31 protein-coding genes and 1 pseudogene are annotated in these 19,061 nt (G+C 72.6%); 31 read left to right on the forward strand and 1 reads right to left on the reverse strand.

Annotation, left to right across the window (positions count from 1 at the left end):
• Positions 1 to 13 precede the first annotated feature (13 nt).
• From QF032_RS06630 to QF032_RS06645, 4 genes and pseudogenes are all read left to right on the forward strand, one after another.
• The gene (locus QF032_RS06630; protein ID WP_307055324.1) at positions 14 to 700 is read left to right on the forward strand and encodes an esterase/lipase family protein; all 687 of its coding nucleotides are present in this window, start codon (positions 14 to 16) and stop codon (positions 698 to 700) included.
• A gap of 82 nt (positions 701 to 782) precedes the next feature.
• Positions 783 to 1,157, forward strand: a pseudogene (locus QF032_RS06635) (class I SAM-dependent methyltransferase); the annotation flags it as partial.
• Positions 1,158 to 1,179: 22 nt separating this feature from the next.
• Positions 1,180 to 2,856, forward strand: coding sequence for a recombinase family protein (locus QF032_RS06640; RefSeq protein WP_307055326.1), 1,677 nt, complete (start codon positions 1,180 to 1,182; stop codon positions 2,854 to 2,856).
• Positions 2,857 to 2,987: 131 nt separating this feature from the next.
• Positions 2,988 to 3,218, forward strand: a complete 231-nt coding sequence (locus QF032_RS06645; RefSeq protein WP_307055327.1) for a hypothetical protein — start codon at positions 2,988 to 2,990, stop codon at positions 3,216 to 3,218.
• Between the two features lie 105 nt (positions 3,219 to 3,323).
• Here the strand turns inward: QF032_RS06645 and QF032_RS06650 are convergent, their stop codons facing one another.
• On the reverse strand, positions 3,324 to 3,791 hold the full coding sequence (locus QF032_RS06650; protein WP_307055329.1) for a hypothetical protein: 468 nt from the start codon (positions 3,789 to 3,791) through the stop codon (positions 3,324 to 3,326).
• A 142-nt stretch (positions 3,792 to 3,933) separates the two neighbouring features.
• Between QF032_RS06650 and QF032_RS40570 the strand changes: the two genes are divergently transcribed.
• The 27 genes from QF032_RS40570 (at position 3,934) to QF032_RS06780 (ending at position 19,059) form a co-directional block, all read left to right on the forward strand.
• Positions 3,934 to 4,185, forward strand: coding sequence for a helix-turn-helix transcriptional regulator (locus tag QF032_RS40570; protein ID WP_373430302.1), 252 nt, complete (start codon positions 3,934 to 3,936; stop codon positions 4,183 to 4,185).
• The gene (locus tag QF032_RS06655; RefSeq protein WP_307055330.1) at positions 4,182 to 4,340 is read left to right on the forward strand and encodes a hypothetical protein; all 159 of its coding nucleotides are present in this window, start codon (positions 4,182 to 4,184) and stop codon (positions 4,338 to 4,340) included. The genes QF032_RS40570 and QF032_RS06655 overlap by 4 nt, the downstream gene beginning before the upstream one ends.
• Positions 4,341 to 4,430: 90 nt before the next feature.
• Positions 4,431 to 5,309, forward strand: a complete 879-nt coding sequence (locus QF032_RS06660) for a hypothetical protein (protein ID WP_307055332.1) — start codon at positions 4,431 to 4,433, stop codon at positions 5,307 to 5,309.
• Entirely contained in the window at positions 5,306 to 5,983 is a 678-nt protein-coding gene (locus QF032_RS06665) for a hypothetical protein (protein ID WP_307055334.1), read from the forward strand. Before QF032_RS06660 ends, QF032_RS06665 begins: the two co-directional genes overlap by 4 nt.
• Positions 5,980 to 6,507 carry a hypothetical protein gene (locus QF032_RS06670; protein ID WP_307055335.1) on the forward strand — a complete coding sequence of 176 codons (528 nt, stop codon included), beginning with the start codon at positions 5,980 to 5,982 and terminating at the stop codon, positions 6,505 to 6,507. The genes QF032_RS06665 and QF032_RS06670 overlap by 4 nt, the downstream gene beginning before the upstream one ends.
• Positions 6,504 to 6,728, forward strand: coding sequence for a hypothetical protein (locus QF032_RS06675; RefSeq protein WP_307055337.1), 225 nt, complete (start codon positions 6,504 to 6,506; stop codon positions 6,726 to 6,728). Before QF032_RS06670 ends, QF032_RS06675 begins: the two co-directional genes overlap by 4 nt.
• Positions 6,729 to 6,815: 87 nt before the next feature.
• Complete coding sequence (locus QF032_RS06680) at positions 6,816 to 7,430, forward strand: hypothetical protein (RefSeq protein ID WP_307055339.1); 615 nt, start codon at positions 6,816 to 6,818, stop codon at positions 7,428 to 7,430.
• Positions 7,427 to 8,191 (forward strand): hypothetical protein, encoded by a 765-nt coding sequence (locus tag QF032_RS06685; RefSeq protein WP_307055342.1) that lies wholly within the window; start codon positions 7,427 to 7,429, stop codon positions 8,189 to 8,191. Before QF032_RS06680 ends, QF032_RS06685 begins: the two co-directional genes overlap by 4 nt.
• Positions 8,188 to 8,760: a hypothetical protein gene (locus QF032_RS06690; RefSeq protein WP_307055344.1), complete on the forward strand. Its 573-nt coding sequence runs from the start codon at positions 8,188 to 8,190 to the stop codon at positions 8,758 to 8,760. Before QF032_RS06685 ends, QF032_RS06690 begins: the two co-directional genes overlap by 4 nt.
• Before the next feature lie 77 nt (positions 8,761 to 8,837).
• On the forward strand, positions 8,838 to 8,960 hold the full coding sequence (locus QF032_RS06695) for a hypothetical protein (protein ID WP_307055347.1): 123 nt from the start codon (positions 8,838 to 8,840) through the stop codon (positions 8,958 to 8,960).
• 6 nt (positions 8,961 to 8,966) lie between these two features.
• The gene (locus tag QF032_RS06700; RefSeq protein ID WP_307055349.1) at positions 8,967 to 9,191 is read left to right on the forward strand and encodes a hypothetical protein; all 225 of its coding nucleotides are present in this window, start codon (positions 8,967 to 8,969) and stop codon (positions 9,189 to 9,191) included.
• Between the two features lie 5 nt (positions 9,192 to 9,196).
• Positions 9,197 to 9,610, forward strand: coding sequence for a hypothetical protein (locus QF032_RS06705; RefSeq protein ID WP_307055351.1), 414 nt, complete (start codon positions 9,197 to 9,199; stop codon positions 9,608 to 9,610).
• Entirely contained in the window at positions 9,607 to 9,843 is a 237-nt protein-coding gene (locus QF032_RS06710) for a hypothetical protein (protein WP_307055353.1), read from the forward strand. Before QF032_RS06705 ends, QF032_RS06710 begins: the two co-directional genes overlap by 4 nt.
• Positions 9,844 to 9,904: 61 nt before the next feature.
• Complete coding sequence (locus QF032_RS06715) at positions 9,905 to 10,345, forward strand: hypothetical protein (RefSeq protein WP_307055355.1); 441 nt, start codon at positions 9,905 to 9,907, stop codon at positions 10,343 to 10,345.
• A complete protein-coding gene (locus tag QF032_RS06720; RefSeq protein WP_307055357.1) occupies positions 10,342 to 11,715 on the forward strand; it encodes a hypothetical protein in 1,374 nt (457 codons plus the stop codon). Before QF032_RS06715 ends, QF032_RS06720 begins: the two co-directional genes overlap by 4 nt.
• 18 nt (positions 11,716 to 11,733) lie before the next feature.
• A complete protein-coding gene (locus QF032_RS06725; RefSeq protein WP_307055359.1) occupies positions 11,734 to 12,084 on the forward strand; it encodes a hypothetical protein in 351 nt (116 codons plus the stop codon).
• Positions 12,081 to 12,728, forward strand: coding sequence for a hypothetical protein (locus QF032_RS06730; RefSeq protein ID WP_307055361.1), 648 nt, complete (start codon positions 12,081 to 12,083; stop codon positions 12,726 to 12,728). Before QF032_RS06725 ends, QF032_RS06730 begins: the two co-directional genes overlap by 4 nt.
• Positions 12,725 to 12,979, forward strand: coding sequence for a hypothetical protein (locus QF032_RS06735; protein WP_307055363.1), 255 nt, complete (start codon positions 12,725 to 12,727; stop codon positions 12,977 to 12,979). Before QF032_RS06730 ends, QF032_RS06735 begins: the two co-directional genes overlap by 4 nt.
• On the forward strand, positions 12,976 to 13,488 hold the full coding sequence (locus QF032_RS06740; protein WP_307055365.1) for a hypothetical protein: 513 nt from the start codon (positions 12,976 to 12,978) through the stop codon (positions 13,486 to 13,488). Before QF032_RS06735 ends, QF032_RS06740 begins: the two co-directional genes overlap by 4 nt.
• 118 nt (positions 13,489 to 13,606) lie before the next feature.
• On the forward strand, positions 13,607 to 14,089 hold the full coding sequence (locus QF032_RS06745; protein ID WP_307055367.1) for a hypothetical protein: 483 nt from the start codon (positions 13,607 to 13,609) through the stop codon (positions 14,087 to 14,089).
• The gene (locus QF032_RS06750) at positions 14,086 to 14,397 is read left to right on the forward strand and encodes a hypothetical protein (RefSeq protein ID WP_307055369.1); all 312 of its coding nucleotides are present in this window, start codon (positions 14,086 to 14,088) and stop codon (positions 14,395 to 14,397) included. Before QF032_RS06745 ends, QF032_RS06750 begins: the two co-directional genes overlap by 4 nt.
• Before the next feature lie 68 nt (positions 14,398 to 14,465).
• On the forward strand, positions 14,466 to 14,837 hold the full coding sequence (locus QF032_RS06755) for a hypothetical protein (protein WP_307055372.1): 372 nt from the start codon (positions 14,466 to 14,468) through the stop codon (positions 14,835 to 14,837).
• Positions 14,834 to 15,574: a hypothetical protein gene (locus QF032_RS06760; protein WP_307055374.1), complete on the forward strand. Its 741-nt coding sequence runs from the start codon at positions 14,834 to 14,836 to the stop codon at positions 15,572 to 15,574. Before QF032_RS06755 ends, QF032_RS06760 begins: the two co-directional genes overlap by 4 nt.
• Before the next feature lie 633 nt (positions 15,575 to 16,207).
• Positions 16,208 to 16,426 carry a hypothetical protein gene (locus QF032_RS06765; protein ID WP_307055376.1) on the forward strand — a complete coding sequence of 73 codons (219 nt, stop codon included), beginning with the start codon at positions 16,208 to 16,210 and terminating at the stop codon, positions 16,424 to 16,426.
• A 206-nt stretch (positions 16,427 to 16,632) separates the two neighbouring features.
• Positions 16,633 to 16,779, forward strand: coding sequence for an HNH endonuclease signature motif containing protein (locus QF032_RS06770; protein ID WP_206301564.1), 147 nt, complete (start codon positions 16,633 to 16,635; stop codon positions 16,777 to 16,779).
• A 158-nt stretch (positions 16,780 to 16,937) separates the two neighbouring features.
• A complete protein-coding gene (locus QF032_RS06775; RefSeq protein WP_307055380.1) occupies positions 16,938 to 17,435 on the forward strand; it encodes a hypothetical protein in 498 nt (165 codons plus the stop codon).
• Positions 17,419 to 19,059: a hypothetical protein gene (locus tag QF032_RS06780; protein ID WP_307055382.1), complete on the forward strand. Its 1,641-nt coding sequence runs from the start codon at positions 17,419 to 17,421 to the stop codon at positions 19,057 to 19,059. Before QF032_RS06775 ends, QF032_RS06780 begins: the two co-directional genes overlap by 17 nt.
• Positions 19,060 to 19,061 lie beyond the last annotated feature (2 nt).

Here is a 19,061-nt window from a genome sequence, read left to right on the forward strand (position 1 = left end):
TTCAGGAGGCATCATGCAGCGCCGCAAGCGTCGCATCGCCGCGGTCCTCTCGGCCGCGGTCACTTCGCTCCTTCTGTCACTGTCCGTCTCCGCCCCCACCGCCCACGCGGCGACCCATGATCCGATCGTCTTCGTGCACGGCATCAGCAGCTCGTCGAGCAGTTGGGACGACTGGGTCGCCTACTTCAAGGCCGACGGCTACACGGCCGCCGAGCTCGACGCGTGGACGTACAGCTGGTCCCAGTCGAACGCCACCACGGCCGCACAGCTGGCCACGGAGATCAAGAACCTGCGCGCGAGGACCGGCGCGAGCAAGGTCGACGTCGTCGTCCACTCCATGGGCGCGCTCAGCTCCCGCTACTACCTCAAGAACCTCGGCGGGACGGCCTTCGTGGACGACTTCGTCTCCGTCGCCGGCACCAACCACGGCACGTCGGTCGCCTCGCTGTGCAGCTGGCTGTACAGGTCCTGCGCCGAGATGGTCACCGGCAGCTCGTTCGTGACGGCCCTCAACTCCGGTGACGAGACGCCCGGCAGCGTGAACTACGCGACCTACTGGTCGAACTGCGACGCGGCCGTGGACCCGGACTCCTCCGCGCTGCTGAGCGGGGCCACCAACGTGGGCGTCGGCTGCATCTCGCACGACGAGATGAACAACGACCACGGCGTCTACGCACAGGTGCGCGCGTTCGTCGAGTGACCGGCGCGGGCGGCACAGCGGGGGTGCGGCGGGCCGGTACGGGGAAGGATCCGGGTAGGCCCGTCCTGCCTGGGAGGTCGCCATGCCGATACGGTCCACGAGTTCCGGCAAGGTGTCCGGTGATCTCGTCCACCACCCGCTGTTCGCCCGCTGGTATCCCGCGGTCAGCTCGGCCGCGGAGACCCGCGGCGGTCTGGCGGCGGCGCGAGAGCGGCTGCTGGCCGGGCTGTCGGGCCGGGTCGTCGAGATCGGCGCGGGCAACGGGCTGAACTTCGCCCACTACCCGCGCACCGTCTCGGAGGTCGTCGCGATCGAGCCGGAGCGCCATATGCGGACCCTGGCGCTGGAGGCGGCGCTGCGCGCCGGCATGCCCGTCGACGTGGTTCCGGGAGCGGCGGAGGCACTGCCGGTCAAGAGCGAGGCGTTCGACGCGTCAAAGGTTTGCGTACACCCCTGCTGAGCCCCTACCGTCACCGGGCATGAAGACAGAAGCCCGGTCGGGCGGGCGGCGGCGCCTGGTCATCTACTGCCGAATCAGCGACGACCGCGAGGGCCGCAAGTACGGCGTGAAGCGCCAGGAGCGCGACTGTCGCAAGCTCGCCGAGGACCTCAACCGACGGGGCACTCCCGCTGAGATCGTCGCGGTGCTCGTCGAGAACGACACCTCCGCCTACTCCGGCAAGCCGCGCCCGCAGTACACCGAGCTGATCCGGATGCTGCGCGAGGGCGAGGCCGATGGCGTGCTGGCGCTGACCTCGCGACGGCTGCAGCGCCGCTTCCGGGAGGCGTTCGAGTTCCTCGACCTGGTCGAGGAGAAGGACCTGCTCGTTGCCACGGTGAAGGGCGGCACGTACGACCTCACGACGGCGGACGGCCGGCGCGAGGCACGACGCAAAGCCGTCGACGACCAGCACGAAGCGGAAGAGACCGCCGAGCGCGTGCGCGACGCCAAGGGCGACAACGTCCGTGAGGGCACCTACCGCGGAGGACCGAGGCCGTTCGGCTACGAGGCGGACGGGACGACCCCCCGCGGACTGGACTGCCCGCGCTGCCCCTCCGAGGCCTTCACCGTCGTGCTGTGGTGCATGCGCTGCGGGGCGGGCGACGACGTCACCCCGGACCGGCACTGCACGCGGTGCGAGAGCGGCGACCACTTCACAGCGAAAGCCGTCTGCCGGGCGTGCGGAGCGGACGCCCGCGTCACCGATGGCTCCGAGGCCTGGCACGTCGACAAAGCGATGGACCTGATCCTGGCTGGCGACTCGCTGCGCAGCGTCTGCCGCGCCTGGAAGGCCCAGGGCATCACCTCCCCGGCGCGGCGCCGCCGCCTGCCGGACGGCACGCGTACAGAGCCGCGCGGCGGCGAGTTCTCGCCGACCCCCCTCCGCCGCCTGCTGCTCCGGCCGCGCAACGCAGGACTGCTCGAGGTCGCGGGTGAGGTCGTCGGCAAAGCTGCATGGCCGGCGCTCGTCTCCGAGGACAAGTGGCGTGCCTGCAAGGCGATCCTTGAGCGGCCCGAACGCCGCAGCACGACCAGCACGGCTCGCAAGTGGCTCGGCGGTGGCCTCTACCTGTGCGGCTGGGAGGACTGCGGGCAGGCCGTGCAGACACAGGGCCGCGGTGCCGGTCTGGACGCGGCGTACCGGTGCCAGGCAGGCGGGCACGTGTCGCGGGTGGCGAAGTACGTCGACGACTACGTTCAGGACATGGCCATCGAGCGTCTCAGCCGACCGGACGCCGCCGTGCTGCTGCTGCCGCCCGCGCCGGCGCAGGAACCGGTCGAGCAGCTGGTGGCACGGGAAGAGGCGCTGCGCGGCAAGCTCGCCGAGAACCAGCGGGACTACGACGAGGACCTGAAGACGCGCGCCCAGTACCTCGACAGCAACGCCCGGCTGCGCGCCAAGCTGCGCGAGCTCGAGGCGGAGTGGGAGCGTCGCAGCACGGTGCCCGTGCTCCGAAGCGTGCGGCTGGGCAGTCGGCAGGTCGCCGAGGACTGGGAGGGCTACAGCCTGGACCGCAAGCGCGCGATCATCGACGCGATCATGACGGTCACGATCCTCCCCGCCCGCCGGGGCCGGCCGGACGGCTTCCGCCCGGGCGACACGTACTTCGACGAGGAGTCGGTGCGCATCGAGCCCAAGCGCCCCGGCCAGTAAGGGCAGACGGGGCACGCTGGTACCCGCTACCGGCCGTGCCCTGATGCCCGTCTCCGGCCGGGCGACGGCTGCCGCTTCTCCGACGAGCGCCGGGAGCGCGGCGAGGAGAGCAGCCGCAGGTGTGCTTTCGCGTGCACCTCAACTGCGTCATCCGGTGGCTCGGCCGGCGGGTCCTGGCCAGGCGGACACCGGCGACGCGCCTCAACGCCTTCCAGGACGGCCCGCACGGCAGTATCGATTCTGCGCTTCTGCTCGGCCCTGCGTTCGATGGCCCACAGTCTCAGGCCCTGTACGGCCACGATCGTGAGCAGTACCCCGCCGGCGAGGGCGGCGACTACCTGGCCAGTATTCGTCACACCTGACCACTCCCCCAGTTCGCTCTGTGCATATGCGACTACTGGGGAACACCCTCCGTAATACGTCTGTCACACAGGTAGACATAGAAACCGCTTGTGACACGAACGTGACTATCCGGTGCGGTCATTCCGGTCATCATGGCTTGTTCCGCCCCTTTGTGACCGGTGAGTAGCCTCGATATCCAGCCGCACCCGCCGCCAGACCTCGTCCGCATCCTCCGGCGACAGCCGCATCTCCCGCAGCGTCGCGGCCAGTAGACGCTGCGCCAGCGACAACTCCTCGTCGAGCGGCGGCAGCTCGGCGGCGTCGGGCTGGACGGCTTCAGTGTTGACCTCGACGGCCGGCCTTGGGTGTCCGCCCTGCAGGATGGCGAGGACGGATCCTGGGACCCACTGCAAGGCGTCGTCCAGTCCGCGCGCGGTCAGTTCGGCCGGCTTGTAGTCGCCGCGCCGAATGCCGCGCAGCGCCTCGTAGGTGATGCCGGCCATCGTCGCGACCTCCCGCCAGTTGAGGCGGAGCTCGAGGCGTCGTTCGCTCATCGCGGCATCGAGGCGCTCGTGCGGTTCCGGTTGCGTCATCTGCACCCCTTCTGACCAGCCAAACACAGGCTAACGCAACTTAGCGCAACGCGAGTGAGGTGCGCCTTACTACCCTGAAACTTGTGTTTACTTGTGCTCTGGGCATTGTCAGCCTGTGTTGTCCTGCGTTAGCTTGTGGCCCATGCCCCGCACAATCACAAGTTCAGTGAAGCGGGCGCGCCTCCGTCAAGGCATGACTCAGCAGGATCTGGCTGAAAAATGCGCGGAGGCTGGCGCTCCAGTCGACGAATCGCACCTCAGCAGGATCGAACGAGGCATCTTCCGACCGCGGCCCCGACTGCGGGCGGTCCTTGCCCAGGTCCTTGAGATCGACCCCGACACCTTCGACGAGAGCGGACCTGAGGCGTACCGCCGTCCTCGGAGCTCGGCATGACGCGAGAAGAGCGGCGCGAGCGCATCCGTCGCCAGGTCGACGATTGGCCGCCGTTCACCCCGCAGCAGAGCGCACGGCTGGCCGTCCTGCTGCGCCCCGAGCCGCAGGCCGTCGAGACCCCTGTGCGGCGGTCGACTGAGTCGAAAGCCGCCTGACCACACACTTCGGGGCCGCGCCCGGGTGGCCCCCCGGATCGCGACCCCTCGGCACACCACACCCAAACCCTTCCCTGGAGTGGCAGAACCGTGACCACAGCATCCCAGACCCCCGCCCCCGAGGCGCTGCCCCCCGAGCCCACGCGCGCCCTTGTGGCCGCTGAGGGCGTCATCGCGGCCGCCATGAAGCGCGGCGCCGCGACTCCTCGCGAGCTCGCGCAGGCCGAGCAGGACGCCGGCCTCCTCTTCGACGCGCAGGCCGCCCAGGACATCGCGGACGCGGCCGCCGAGCAGGCCCACGCCGAGGCCCAAGCGGCCATCAGCGAGCGCGGCCGCCAGCTCGCCCGCGTGGCCGGCGACCACCGCAAGCTCACCGCGGTGATGCGTCTCCTCGAGGGCCGCCCGGGCACGCACCTCCTGACCGTCGCGGAGATCGCGGCGGCCGCCGAGTACGCCACCACCCCGTTCGACTCCGCCCCGATGACGCTGGGGTGGACCGGCGGAGTGGACATCCCCGGCCCGGGCGACACCCGCAAGAAGGCCGTCATCGAGTGCATGTCCTCCTATGGCGGCCGCGCGGTCCTGGTCGTCGAGGGCGACGCCCGCCGCAACCTCGCGAGTCAGCTCGACCTCGAGCTCCGCGACCCCCACGCTCCCTGCGCCACCGAGGGGTGCGGCACCGATCACGACCTCGGCGGCGGCGACCTGTTCGGCTGGTCCCGCCTGGAGATCGCCTCTCTCGGCGAGGGCGCGCGCTGGTACTGCAGCGACATGTGCGTCATGGACGCCCTCTCCCGGGCCGGCCACGACGTCGCCGCCGCCGACCGGGCCGCCGCCGGCGACCCCGACGAGCAGGACTCCGGACCGCTGTACGGCGACGACGCCCACTGGGCCGCCAGGATCACCCTCGCCGAGACCGACTCCGAGGCCACCGAGCAGGCGTCCGACGCCGAGGGCGGTGCCTCGTGATCTCAACGCTTGACACCTACCTCGGGTGGGAGAAGCCGCAGCACCACGCGGGTTGCAAGCGGCCGGCGTGGGACGTCGGGATCCGTACCGAGGAGCGCGCCGCCCGCTACGTCGGCCGCGGGGACAGCGCCTGCCGGCACTCCTGCCCGGACGAGTGCTGCTCGCACGGCAACGCCTACGACCAGGTCGTGGTGCGGATCGTGTGCACGTCGTGCGGCGCGGCGCGGGTCGTCACGGGCGAGCACACCGAGGACACGGGGACGTCCACGACCAGCACCAAGGTCCTCGGCTACGGCCTGCCACCGCGTCAGGTGGCCGAGCTGCTGCTGTGGCCCGGTCAGCCGTGGCTGCCCTACGGCCGCGCGCTCGCCGAGGAGCCGCACGACTTCGTCCTGACCCGGACCGGCGTCAAGCAGGTCACCGAGGACGCCGTCGTGGGGCAGATCACCCAGTCCCGCGGCGGGCGCGGTGGCGTGGTGTGGACGGCTCTCGCCGTGCCCGACCCGCAGGGCCAGTTCGGGTACGGGCAGCGGCTGCGGTGGGCGCACGCCAACGACGGCCGCGGCCGCGGCGGTTCCATCCTGCGTACGGTCCCCGCGGCCGCGCGCTGGATCGGTGCTCGCCTCGCCGAGCAGAAGCCGGCCGCCGAGCTCGCCGCTGGCGGTGCGCGGTGAGCGCCATCGATGAGCAGCAGGCGGCGGGCGTGTCCGGGCAGAGCATCCACGACAGCGGCCGGCTGTCCGTGGACGACGCCACCCGGGCCACCCTGCCGCAGCAGTTCTACGGCGACGCAATCGACCGCGCCCTCGCAGCGATGGAGTTCCTCCCGGACACCATCGAGACGGGCATGCGCAAGGAACCCGGGCCGACCGGACGGCGGGAGCTGTTCTTACGGCTGGAGTGGCTGCCCGGCCACGACGACCTGGTGCCCGACGCGATGTGTGCGAGTGGTCTGGTCGTGCAGTGGTCGCACCTGGCCGGCTGGTCGGCCCGGGCCGGTGACGACCTGGTCGCCCTCGCTCTCGCCGACCTCGCCAACCCGGCGTTGGTCGCCGACGCAGCGATGCACGCCGCCCTGCACGGTCTGCGCTGCGCCTGCGAGAAGCCCGACACCACTGACGGCCGGTGGGAGCAGGCGGTGTACCTGGACATCGCCCTGGTCGCCTACGACGAGCGCGTGGACGGGGTGGCCGGATGATCTGGCTCGTCCTGCTCTGCGCGGTCCTGGCCGCTCTCGTGGTCCTCGCCGCGGACGACGCCCGTTGGGATCACCGTCGTCTGCCGCCGGTGACCCAGCGGCGGCCGCAAGCGCCGAGCCCGCCGCAGGCCTCCCCGTCCGGGCCGTGGCACCCCGGCTTCCACCTGCAGCGCGGCCGCCGCGTCCGTGCAGCCCGCGCCCGCCGCCGACAGCAGCCCTGACCCGCCCCATCCAGTCCCCGGGCGGGCGGCACGTGCCCTGACAACCGTCCCGCCCGCCCGGCCACCACCACCTCACCGAAGGACACCATGCGCCGCCCCGTCGTACACCGTCGCGATCCGCGACTTGAGATCATCACCGAGGCGATCGAGCGTCTCATCCCCGGCGCCACGCCGGCGTTCCTCCTCGTCACCGTCGTCGAGCAGCTGCCCGGCACGGGCGAGACGAGCGTGAACACCTGGAGCGGCAAGCCCGAGGGCCTGGCCACCAAGGTGTTCACCGCCCTGTACGGCCGCCCCCGCACCGAGGAGCCGCCCAGCCCGCTCGCGCGCGCCGAGGACGCCCGGCGCGCCCTCGGCCTGGTCGGCGAGATCAACGCGCTCACGGCGGCCGACAAGGCGCTGACCTCCGCGCCCTGGTACCCGGCCCGTCCCGGCGACCTCGTCCACCTGCACTACCCGCAGGCCGGAGACTTCCCCGAGTTCGGGGAGACGTACATCGTCGGCGACGCCGGCGACGGCCTGCTGAGCCTGCAACTCCTTGCGCACACGCTGCCCGCCACCGAGGACGCGGACGGCATCGTCGGGTGCTTCGCCTCCGAGGCGTCCGACCAGCCGCTGTACGAGCTGTGGTTCGAGGCGGGCCCGCACCTGCTGACGATCGTCCGCGATGGCCGCCCCGTCCACGCCGGGGGTGCCCGATGACCTACAACCTGGCCCCCGGCACCGCGCCGTGGTTCGAGCACCTGACCGACAGCGTCGATGCCCTCCGCAACGCCGCCCGTGAGTGGAAGCTCGCGGCCGGCGCCGCCGAGCTGGCGTGCGAACAGAGCGATCCGATGCGCCGTGTCCTGCACGACGGGAAGGTGACCGGCCAGCCCAGCCCGGAAGCGGTCGGCTGGAACGCCAAGCCGTTCACCCGCTCCCCGCACTACAAGGCCGTCTACGCCCTCGAGCGCCTGCACACCGAGGCCAAGTACCGGCTGCGTGCCGAGTACCAGCACGCCGCCCTGCTGTACGCCTCCGGCGCGGCCTGGGCCGTGTGCAGGGTGCGCGCGGGCGAGCAGCCCGCCCTCGTCGTCCTCGGCGTGGACGACGAGGGCGACAACGGACAGCGCGACCTGGTTCCGGGCGACTTCGGCGCCAACATCAGGACGCTCGAGACCGACGGCTACAGCCACGCGGACAAGTTGCAGGCGGCCTACGAGCGGCTGCTGGAGTGCCTCGCGGCGGGCCGGCACGCCGAGGACATCGGCAACCAGGACTACGTCAGCGAGCGGGACGACGCCGAGGCCGCCGAGTGCTGGGCGGTCGCCGAGGGCACCGCGGACGCCGCGTACGCGTACGGCGCCCTCCTGCGCCAGGCCCTCGGGTTCGTCCTGCTCGGCCCGCGCGAGGAGTACCGCAGGCAGCTCGCCGCCCGGCGCGCCGCCGAGGACGCACAGTCCTCGGAGGTGGCGCAGTGACGCGTACGGACCGGCGCACGCTGGTGCGCCAGCTGAGCGAGCAGGGCCTGAGCCAGCGCAAGATCGCGGGCCGTCTGAAGATCGGCAAGGACACGGTGCGCCGCGACCTGGACGCGATCGCGCGCGAGGACGAGCCGGACGGTGCGCCGCACGATGCGCCGGACGGGACGGATGCGCCGCAGGTCAGCGACCCGGCCGAGCCGGTGAGCGCGCCGCAGGATGCGCCACCGGATGAGCCGGTCTGCGCGGACGAGCCGTCCGGCGCTGCGCCGGGTGCGCCGGCCGCGCCGGTGGCGCAGCTGCCGCGCCGGGTGTCGCCCGAGCGACTCGAGATCGACCTGCGCCAGTCGCCGGCGCTGCGCCGGGACCTGGCGGTCCTGGCGTCGACCGGCCTCACCGCGCAGGAGGCGATCGCCCAGGCCGTCACCGTCCTGGCGGCCGGCTACCGCCGCGGCCTCGCCCAGGACGTCATCGTGCCCGGCCCGTTCGTCGTGCGGGACGTCCACGTCGGGCCGCCGATGCCCGCCCGCCTCACACCCCGCACACCCGCCCCGCCCGAGGGCGCCTGAGAACTGGTCCGGCCGCCCGGCCGCTCACCCCCGTTGGGGCGGCCGGACCACCCACCCATCCCATACGGAGGCCGCTCGTGTACCGCATCTGGCTCCTGCTGTCCCTGGCGCTGTTCCTCGCGGTCCTGCACTGGGGACCGCCGGCCTCCGACCCGGAACCCGCGGCGCGCCCGGGCGCGGCCGCGGCCGCCGAGGGCTGACAGCCGGTGGCCGGCCTCTGGCCGCCCGCAGCCCAGCACTTCGGGCTGCACGTCGACCTCGGCGACTACCACACCAAGCGCGCGGTATGGCTCGCGCTGCCGGCCGCGACGTTCACCTGCCGCTGGGGCTGCGAGCACACCGCGGTCGGCGCGGCCGACGTCGCCGACCTCGCCCAATCCATTGCCGACAGGCACGCCCGAACCTGCCCCGGTCCACCACCGAAGGAGTGACCCGCATGACGTCCAGAGAAGCCACCCCCACCGCCGCGGCGGTCCCCGCCCAGACGCGCCCGCCGTTCGACCGCCACGGGTGGGAGCGCACGGTCATCACGTCGAGCCTGCACCACAACCCCCGGCACGTCGCCCTGCTGCTCTCCCACTACGCCGACGACGCCGGCTACCTGCCCCCGGGCGGCCCGCAGCACGTCGAATCGCTGTCCTCCGGGACAGGGCTGAGCGGCCGGCTCGTCCGCCAGTCCCTGACCCAGCTCGAGCACTACGGGCTGATCTCCCGCCCCCCGATCCACGGATGGGACACGCGCCGGGGCATTCGCCCGCTCACCCTCACCACACCCCGTACTCGGCCCGGGTCGGAGGCCGCCGAGGGCGCGGTGCGCACCGAGCCGGCCCATCCCGGCGAGACGCGGTGAGCGCCGTCGAGGGGCAGTTACCGCTGCTGCCCGCCGACCCGCCCCGCTGGGGCGGCCCCGCCGCGGTGCCCGCCGGGCCGATCAAGACGCGCAACCGGATCGAGTTCGCCGTCCGCTGCGACGGCGAGAACGGCTGCGGCATGGTCCACCGCCACATCACCCCCGGCGTGCGCACCGCCCCGTGCGGAGCCACCTACACCGTCCCCGAACCCGATCAGGAATCCGACCCCTAGACGCCCCGGCCAGCCGATGTGATGGCACCTCACATCGGCTCGAACCGAAGGAGAACAGAGCATGAGCGACAACGCGCGGGACTGGGTGTGGGAGCACTCCCAGTCCAAGGGCGTGGCCCGGCTGGTGATGCTCGCCATGGCTGAGCGTGCATCCGGCCCGGAGTGCCTCGTCGTCGCAGGGAGCACCTGGCTGATGCAGCGCACCGGTGCCTCACGCAACACGGTGCTGGCGGCGATGGCACGCCTGAAAGCGACGGGCGAGATCGCAGCCGTGGACCAGGTCGTCGGCATCCACTCGCACCCCGTCTGGGTCCTGCCCAAGGCCATCGGTCACACGCCGACGCCAGACCCGGGGGAGATCCTGACCGCCACCGACGCCATCACCACCGAGCACACGGACGACCCGGACGAGTGGACACCGTGGCCTGAGATCGAGCGGCGAGTCCGCAGCCGTGTCGAGGCCTGCGTCCGGCAGGCCACGGGAGGCACGGCCGCTCCGTGACCCACCTGCCCGCGTCCTCCGCTGCTGAGCCCCGCCACGTTCGTGGCGGGGCTGGTGGTGCTGGGCGCGGGCAGCAGGTCCCCTACCCGCTGCGCCTGGTCCTCGACGCCGACACCTACGCCCCGGTCGACACGAACGTGTACGGCAAGTGGCGTGCGCTGTCGTCCGGCCGGCGGGCGACCGCGTCGGTCGCGAAGGTCGCCGGCTACATCGTGGCGTCGAAGTCGACGGTGGAGCGCTCGACCCGCCGTCTGGGCACGCCGGCCCCGACGGACGGCGTGACGGAAGTGTTCACCAAGCGGCAGACCCACAAAGGGACCGGGACCGGGCAGACCGCCGAGCGCTGGTGCCGCGAGCTCGACAAGGGCGAGGCGTACGTGTGGGCGCCCGTGCTGGCCGCGGACACGATGCGCGGCATCCTGCACCGCCTGTACCTCGGGCTGCGCTACGCGATCGGCGTCCGGGGCCACCAGCCCACCCTCGCCGAGCTCGCGCAGCTGCTGCGCCACCACGGCGGCAAGCTGGCCGGACAGCCGCTCGCCGAGGCCTCCGTCTCCCGCCTCCTCGACGAGCTCGCCGAGCTCGGCTGGATCACCCTCGAGCGGCGCGCCGGGTACCGCGGCCGCCACCTCATCACCGTCCACGACCACCCCGTCCACCCGGTCGAGGAGCCCGACGCGACCCCTGATCCTGGTGACGGATCGGGTCCCGATCTTGGTGACGGATCCCTCGCGTATAGGGAATACCTAGAGCTGAACGACGTGAGAACCACGCAGGTGGGTGGTTCTTTCCGCCGTAGGCGAGGTGACCGTAAGTGGGTCGCGCCGCCTGTGGACAACTCCGGACCGTCACTCGCTTCGGTCGCTCCCGCCGCGCTGCGCGCCCCCACCACGCCCGCTGTGCGCCCCCAGGGCGGCCCGACGTACGACGGACCGGCTCTCGCCCTCAGCCCCCGCGTCTGGGACGTCCTGGAGCCCGTACGCGACCTGCTGCCCGCCGCGACGACGTTCATGGTCCGCAAGATCGCCCGCGAGGTCGGCCGCCAGCTCGACTCCGGCATCTGGCCGGACGACATCCGCGACCAGCTGCAGCGCCTCCGCGCCTGGACGCCCCCCGAGGACATCCGCGACCCCGGCCGCTGGATCTACGGCGCCGCCCTCCCCGCACGCCCCGGACCCTGCGGGCGTCCCGGCTGTCACTACGGGTTCCAGCACCACACCGGCATGCCCTGCAAGGCCTGCGCCGACGCCCGCGCCCACCCACCACCGCCCACCTGGCACGAGTGCACCGAGTGCCAGCGCCCCGCCCGCCGGCCTCTGCCCGCCGGCCTCTGCGACACCTGCAGACCCGCCGGCCCGATCACCGCCTGACCCGAGAGGAGAACCCCGATGCCCTACCCCACCCGGCCCGCCCCGCCCAACGGCCCCGGCACCTGCCCCCGATGCGACGAAGCCGTCATCTGGTGCATCACCACCGCCAACAAGGTCCCGATCGCCGTCGACCCCGACCGCGACCCGCGCGGCAACCAAGCCGTGCACCAGGACCGCACCGGCCGCTGGATCGCCCGCCAGCTCACCAAGGACCGCGCCACCCCCGAAGGCGCCGAGGCCCTCTACGTCCCCCACGTCGTCACCTGCCCCGTCGCCCGCGCCACCGCCGACCGCACCCGCGCAGCCGCCCGCCGCCGCACCACCAGCCGCGCCACCACCGGCGTCCGCCCCGTCCGGTGGCAGTGGTGAGCCCCCGCCACCGCCGCGCCGGCCGCGAGCTGGCAGAGAGCCGCGACCAGATCGCCGCCATGCTCCGCGACGGCGCCACCTACCTGCAGATCAAAGACGCACTCCACGTCAGCACCAGCGCGATCAAAGCCGTCAGGGCCGCCCACCACATCCCCGTCCCGCCCCGCGCGATCGACGAACTCCCACCCGAGCAACAGCGCGCCGCCATCGAGACCCGCTACCCCCACGTGGCAGCCATGCTCCGCGACGGCCACCCCGTCGCCGAGATCGTGGCCGCCGGCGTCGCGTCGAGCAGCACCGTCTACAAGGTCCGCGCCGTCCTGCAGCTCCCCGGCGAACGCCGCGCCCGCACCATCGCCGAGACCCTCGCCCGCTACGTCCAGCCGGCCGGCGACGGACACGCCCGCTGGACCGGCCCCACCTCCCGCGCCGACGGCACCGGCCAACCCCAGCTCTGGGCACACAACCGCCGCCACGCCCCCCACCGCGCCGCGTTCCGCGCCCACCACGGCCGCGCCCCCATAGGCCCCGTCACCGCCACCTGCACCTACCCCGGATGCCTCGCCGGCCCCCACCTCGCCGACCGCGCCATCCGCGACGCCGACCGCCTCTACAACGCCATCTTCGGGAACGACACGCCATGACCCCGCACCAGGTGTTCACCATCGCCGCCCTCGGCGGAGCCGCCGGCGTCCTCACCGTGGTCGTCCTCGCAGTCCTCTCAGCCGCCGCCGGCGTCCTCGGCAACAAGGCATTCGAACACGCGACCGAATGGCGGCAGCAGCGCCACGACCGGCGTGCGCTGCAACAGGCCGTCCGCGCCGCCGAGGAGGACCGCCGTCAGTTCGACGCGATCACCGCCCTGCCCGTCCACGACCCCAGGGACCCCCGATGACCAGCTGTGAGCCCGGAACCTTCTGCCCCGAGCACCCCCACGCCCCCTGGGCCTGGTTCCTCGCCGCGGTCGGCATCCTCGGCATCGTCCTCTTCGCGGCCGCCGCCGTGCTCCTGGTCGCCGTCGCCGACGCCGGCGTGCGCCGTATCCGCTGGCACGCCACCCGCCACCGCCGCGCCCTCGACCACGCCGCCGCCGCGATCGCCCGCGTCCGCCACGGCCACACCCGCACCCCCGACGGCCGATGCGACGCCTGCGGCACCCTCTGGCCCTGCCACCCGCTCTGCCTCCTCGCCGGCCCGCCCTGCGGCCCCGGCTGCGAGGACCGCCACGGCACACCCCCCGACCCGGCGCCCCCCAGACCCCACCAAGACGTCATGGCGGCCGCCGTCGAGGACTGGTGGCGCACCACCGACCCTGTCGCCGACACAGCCACCGGACCCCACCTCGCCGCCTACGTCGAGATGTACCTGCGCAGCAGCGGCTACCACATCACCCCCAACCCATGACCCCTCGCGCACGCGCGCGCCTGCGTTCACGCGCGCGCAATCGCAGGCGCGCGCGAGACCCCACCACCCCTACCCGCCAGTACACATGGCCCCGAACCCCGGACCGGAAAGAACGATCATGACCAGCCTTCTGATCCTGCCCTTCAAGTGCCCCTTCTGCGTCGGAGGCATCGCCCCGAGCGAAGGCGGCCAGGACCGCGAGCGCTGCTACCACTGCTCAGGCGTCGGCCTCACCGACGACCCGTGCGGCGACGCCGAGCGGGCACCGCGGCCGCCCGGCGTGATGCGCGCTCCCTGCGCGGACTGCGCCTTCCGGCAGGGCTCACCCGAACTGGACAACGCCGGCGCGCAGCTGCCCGACGCCGAGCCGTTCTACTGCCACCAGGGCATGCCCGTCAGCGCCTTCGGCGCCTACACCCCCGTCGCCACCTTCCGAGGCCTGCCCCTCGGCGCCATGGTCTGCGCCGGATGGTGGGCCCTGAAGACCGGCGAACCCCTCCCCGCCAAGCCATACCGAGAGGTCCCCATCACCGAAGACCAAGTCGAACAGCGCTGGGGACGCACCACGAAGAACGACCAGGAAGGAACGCGCCGCAAATGATCAAGGCCCGCCTCCACGACCGCACCGGCGCACCCGTCATCCTCCTCGGCCTCTCCGGCGAGAACGTCACACGCCTCATGGCCGACGAGCCCATCAAGATCAACCTCGCTGAACTCGGCATCCCCGGACTGACCGTCACCCTCATCGCAGGCCGCACGGAAGCCGACATCGTCGCCCGACTCGAACAGCACTTCGGGCCCCTCCCCTTCACCTGCCCCCGCTGCCGCAAGACCTCCCACCACCCCGACGACAAGCGCCACGGCTACTGCGCCAACTGCCACACCTACACAGGAGCCCCCACCCCATGACCGACGCCACCTGCAGCCGCGACCAGGCCTGACCCGCGACGACACGAACCAGCACGGAAGGACACACGATGCCCGAGCCCACCACCGAGGACCTCGAGCGCACCCGCGCCCAGCTACAGGACGAGGTCCGCGAGGCCCGCGGCCTCTTGCAGGACCTCCGCCACGAGATCAAGACCGCCCGCGAACTCGTTCCACTGCTCGCCAAGGAGCGCTTCGAGGCCGAGGTCAAGAAGCAGGTCGCCGAGCTCGCCGAGGCCACCAAGGAGGCCATGGACCGGGCCGTCACGAAGGTCAACACGTCCTTCGAGAACCTCGCCGCCACCCTCCTCGGCGAGGACCGCGCCAGCCGCCGCAAGGGCGCCGTCCCCCTCCCGGACCTCTTCCGCGCCCGCAGCGTCCTCGACGCCGCACGCACCGAGCGCCAGCAGAGGCAGCGATGACCGCGTGCGCCGTCTGCCCCCGCACCGCGCCCGACGGACAGCGCCTGTGCCTGCTGTGCGCCGACGACGTCCGCGGCTGGCTCGCCGAACTCCCCGGCCAGGCCGAGCTGCTCGCCGCCGAGTTCCTCACCCCCGGCGCCGCACCACGGCAGGGCCGCATCGGCGGGACCGGCCGCGCCCACTCGCCCGTGCCCGTCGACCTCCGCGTCCTGGTCCTCCTCGCCCCCGGCCACCCCGGCCCCGTCGGCGACCCCGCCGACGACACCGACCCCAGCGTCCCCATCCACGCCTTCCTCGCCGGATGGGCCGGCCACATCGCCTACACCTACCCCGCCGTCCACCGCGACCCCCACGGCACCGCCCACACCCAGCCCTGCGAGCAGGCCTGGCCCGCCAAGGGCCGCACCATCACCGCCTGGTGCACATGGCACACCGCCTACCTGCCCTACACCCTCACGCTCCCGGCCGCCGCAGGCCTCCACGAGCAGCTCGGCGACCTCGTCCACCGCCTCCGCGGACTCACCCACACCGAACCCCGCGCCCACCCCCGCGCCGCACCCTGCCCCCAGTGCGACAGCTTCGCTCTCCTGCGCACCGACGGCCGATGGCACATCCACTGCACCGACTGCGGCCACAACCTCACCCCCGACGACTACGACCAGCACGCCGACGCATACCGGCACACCCTCCAGGAGAAGACCGCAAGCATGTTCGAGCTGGACAAGATCGCCACCTAGCGTCACACTCGTGCCAGCACCACACGTGTGCCCACCGAGAATTCACCGCGTCGGACCTCGCGACCCGGCGCCCACGCGACAGCCCCGAGCCACCCAGGCCCGGGGCTGTCGCCATCGCCAGGCGCAGGGGGGTGACCCACCATCGGCACCCCCCTGCGCTACACCACCACCCAGGCCGCCGAGCTCGCCACCACATGGCGACGCCTGGTCTCCGCCGGCGCGGCCGCCGTCACCCCCGCCACCATCCGCAAATGGGCCAGCCGCGGCCACCTCACACCCTGCGGCCTCGACGAGCACAACCACCCCCTCTACGCCCTGCCCGACCTCGCCCGCGCCGAGAAGAAGACCCGCAGCCGCGCCCTACGCCTCGTCGGCATCGGCGCACCCTGAACGTGCGGGGCCGCGTCCGACCCTCCCGGCCCGTTGGACGGCGCGCCGTACGGCTTGCTACCGGGCAAGGCCGTCACGGGCCGACGAGACTCCGGCGGCCCCGCACCCCGACCCCGCGGCCCCGGGACGTACCGGCCGACGTGTGGGGCCACCCAGTCCGCCGCCCGCCAGCCTGATCGACGAGCTGAGCACCCCGGACATCATCGACTGCGGCAACACCTGATGCCCGCACAGGAGCTGACCATGGCACGCCTTCAGATCCTCGAACTCCCCACGGCCTACCCCGACACCGCCACGATGGACAGCAACCCGGCACGGCCGCCGTTCGCCCTGATCCTCGACGGCCTCGACGAGCAGGACGCCGACGCACTGCTCTCTCGCAGCGAGGCCCTCGAAGCGTTCGCCGAGCAGTGCGGCGCGTCCGCCGTCGGTGTCTTCCCCTTCCCCGTCGACCTGGCCTGACCGTGCGCAAGGCGCTGCAGGTCTGTCCGACCCCTGGCTGCCCCACGCTCACCCCCGGGGGCAAGTGCCCCCCCTGCGCTGCCAAGGCCAGGGCGGCGAGGCCGGCGCCGAACACGCGCGGATACAACGCGGCATGGCGCAAGGCCAGCGCCGCCTACCTGCGTGATCACGTGTGGTGCGAGTGCGAGGACTGCTCGGCCCTGCCCATGCTGCAGCGCGACCTGGCCACCGAGGTCGACCACATCGACGGCCTCGGGCCGCTCGGCCCGCGCGGCTTCGACCCCGCCAACTGGCAGGCCATGAGCAAACGGCACCACTCCCGCAAAACCGCAGCCGAGACATGGGGAACGTGACGCACGGTCAACGACCCAGGGGGGTGACCCCCTACCGGCTGGGGGCGGAACAGCGCGGGGGAGGGCGCTGGATGGTCCGTCAGGTTCAAAGGGTCCCTGTCGTCACGCAAGGTGACGACATTCGACGCTGCGCAACGCGGCGCGGAGGAGTGATCAACATGGCCCGTGGAGGAGCCCGCGTCGTCTCCGGACCCGCGCCCGACCCGCTCGCGCTGCGCCGTAACCGGCCCTCGGACAAGGCCGGCTGGACCCTGCTCCCCTACGAGGGGCGCCCCGGCCTGGCCCCCGAGTGGCCGCTGACCGAGCCGACCGACCGCGAGCTGCGGCTGTGGGACGACCTGTGGGAGCGGCCGCAGGCGGTGATGTGGGAGGAGCTCAGCCAGGAGCTCGAGGTCGCGCTGTTCGTCCGCTGCCTCGCCGAGGCCGAGCAGCCCGACGCCAAGGTCGACGTCCGCAAGCTGGCGCGGCAGTACCTCGACAGCCTGGGCCTGTCGGTTCAGGGCATGCTCCGCAACCGGTGGAAGATCTCGCCGGGCGAGCCGGGCACGCTCCCGGTCCCGCCGGTCCTCGAGGAGGAGCCGGATGCGCCGGCGCCGCGGCGGAAGTCGGCGCGTGACCGCATGAAGGTTGTGCCGTTCCGTGGCCCGGGGGCGTGAGCCGCAGGCCGCCGAGTTCGTCGTCGACTTCCCCACCCTCTGGGTTGTCCCGGACTGGATCGAGAGGCACTGCCCGGTCCCGGACGGGTTCCGGGCGGGCGAGGACCTCGAGCTGTACCCGTGGCAGCTGTGGTGCACGGTCAACCACTACCGGGTGCGCCCCGAAGCGCACGTCGGGCAGCTGGCGCCCGCATTCCACAACCGGCGCAGCCAGATCGTGGCACCGCAGAAGACCGGCAAGGGCCCGTGGTCGGCGACGATCGTTCTCGCCGAGGGCGTCGGACCGGTCGTCTTCAACGGCTGGGCGCGCGGCGGCGAGCGGTTCGTGTGCGCGGACCACGGCTGCGGGTGCGGCTGGTGGTACGCGTACGAGCCGGGCGAGCCGATGGGGACGCCGTGGCCGACGCCGCTGATCCAGCTCACGGCCACGTCCGAGGACCAGGTCGCGAACGTCTACCGGCCGCTGCAGGCGATGGTGAAGAAGGGGCCGCTGGCCGAGCGGATGCGGGTGGGCGAGGAGTTCACCCGCATCGGTGAGGACGGCCTGATCGACACCGTGACGTCGTCGGCCATGAGCCGACTCGGCAACCCGATCATCTTCGCGATGCAGGACGAGACCGGCCTGTACACGAGGGAGAACAAGCTGCGCCGGGTCGCCGAGACCCAGCGCCGCGGCGTGGCCGGCATGGGCGGCCGGTCGATGGAGACGACGAACGCGTGGGACCCCGGGGAGAAGTCCGTCGCGCAGACCACGCACGAGTCCAAGCGGCGTGACGTCTTCAAGTACCACCCCCAGGCGCCCAAGTCGCTGTCCTTCAAGGACAAGCGGCAGCGCCGCCGGATCTTCCGGCACGTGTACGCAGGCAGCGTGCACGTCGACCTCGACGCCATCGAGGCCGAGTGCGCCGAGATCATGGAGACCGACCCGGCGCAGGCCGAGCGGTTCTACGGCAACCGCTGCGTCGCGGGCTCCGACTCATGGCTGGACGTCGCCAAGTGGGCGGCCAAGGCCAAGAAGCGGCGCGTACCTCCGTCGACGCGGATCGTCCTCGGCTTCGACGGCTCCGACGTCGACGACTGGACCGCGATCCGCGCCGAGACGATGGACGGCTACCAGTTCACCCCGCTGTACGGGCCGAACGACGAGCCGACCATCTGGAACCCGGCCGACTACGACGGCCAGGTCCCGCGCGCCGAAGTCAGGGCAGCGTTCGACCAGCTGTTCCGCCGCTACGACGTCGTGCGCCTGTACGCGGACCCGCCGTACTGGGAGACGGAGATCGACGACCTGGTCGACGCGTACGGCGAGGAGCGCGTCATCCGCTGGCACACCCGCCGCATCATCGCGATGCACTCGGCCGCAGAGCGGCTGAAGACGGACGTGCTCAAGCGCAACGCCGGCACGGGTACCGGCTTCACGCACGACGGATGCCCGACCACGTACGAGCACATCGGGCACACGCGCGCGGCCGCGCGCCCACCGGACCGGTACGTGCTGAAGAAGGCCAGCCCTTCGCAGAAGATCGACGCCACGATTCCGTCGATCCTCGCCCATGAGGCGCTCGGCGACGTGATCGCCGCGGGCCTCGCCGAGCCCGAGACGTCCTACTACTACGGCAGTTGAGA

The sequence above is a fragment of the Streptomyces achromogenes genome, assembly GCF_030816715.1.
Lineage (GTDB): Bacteria > Actinomycetota > Actinomycetes > Streptomycetales > Streptomycetaceae > Streptomyces > Streptomyces achromogenes_A.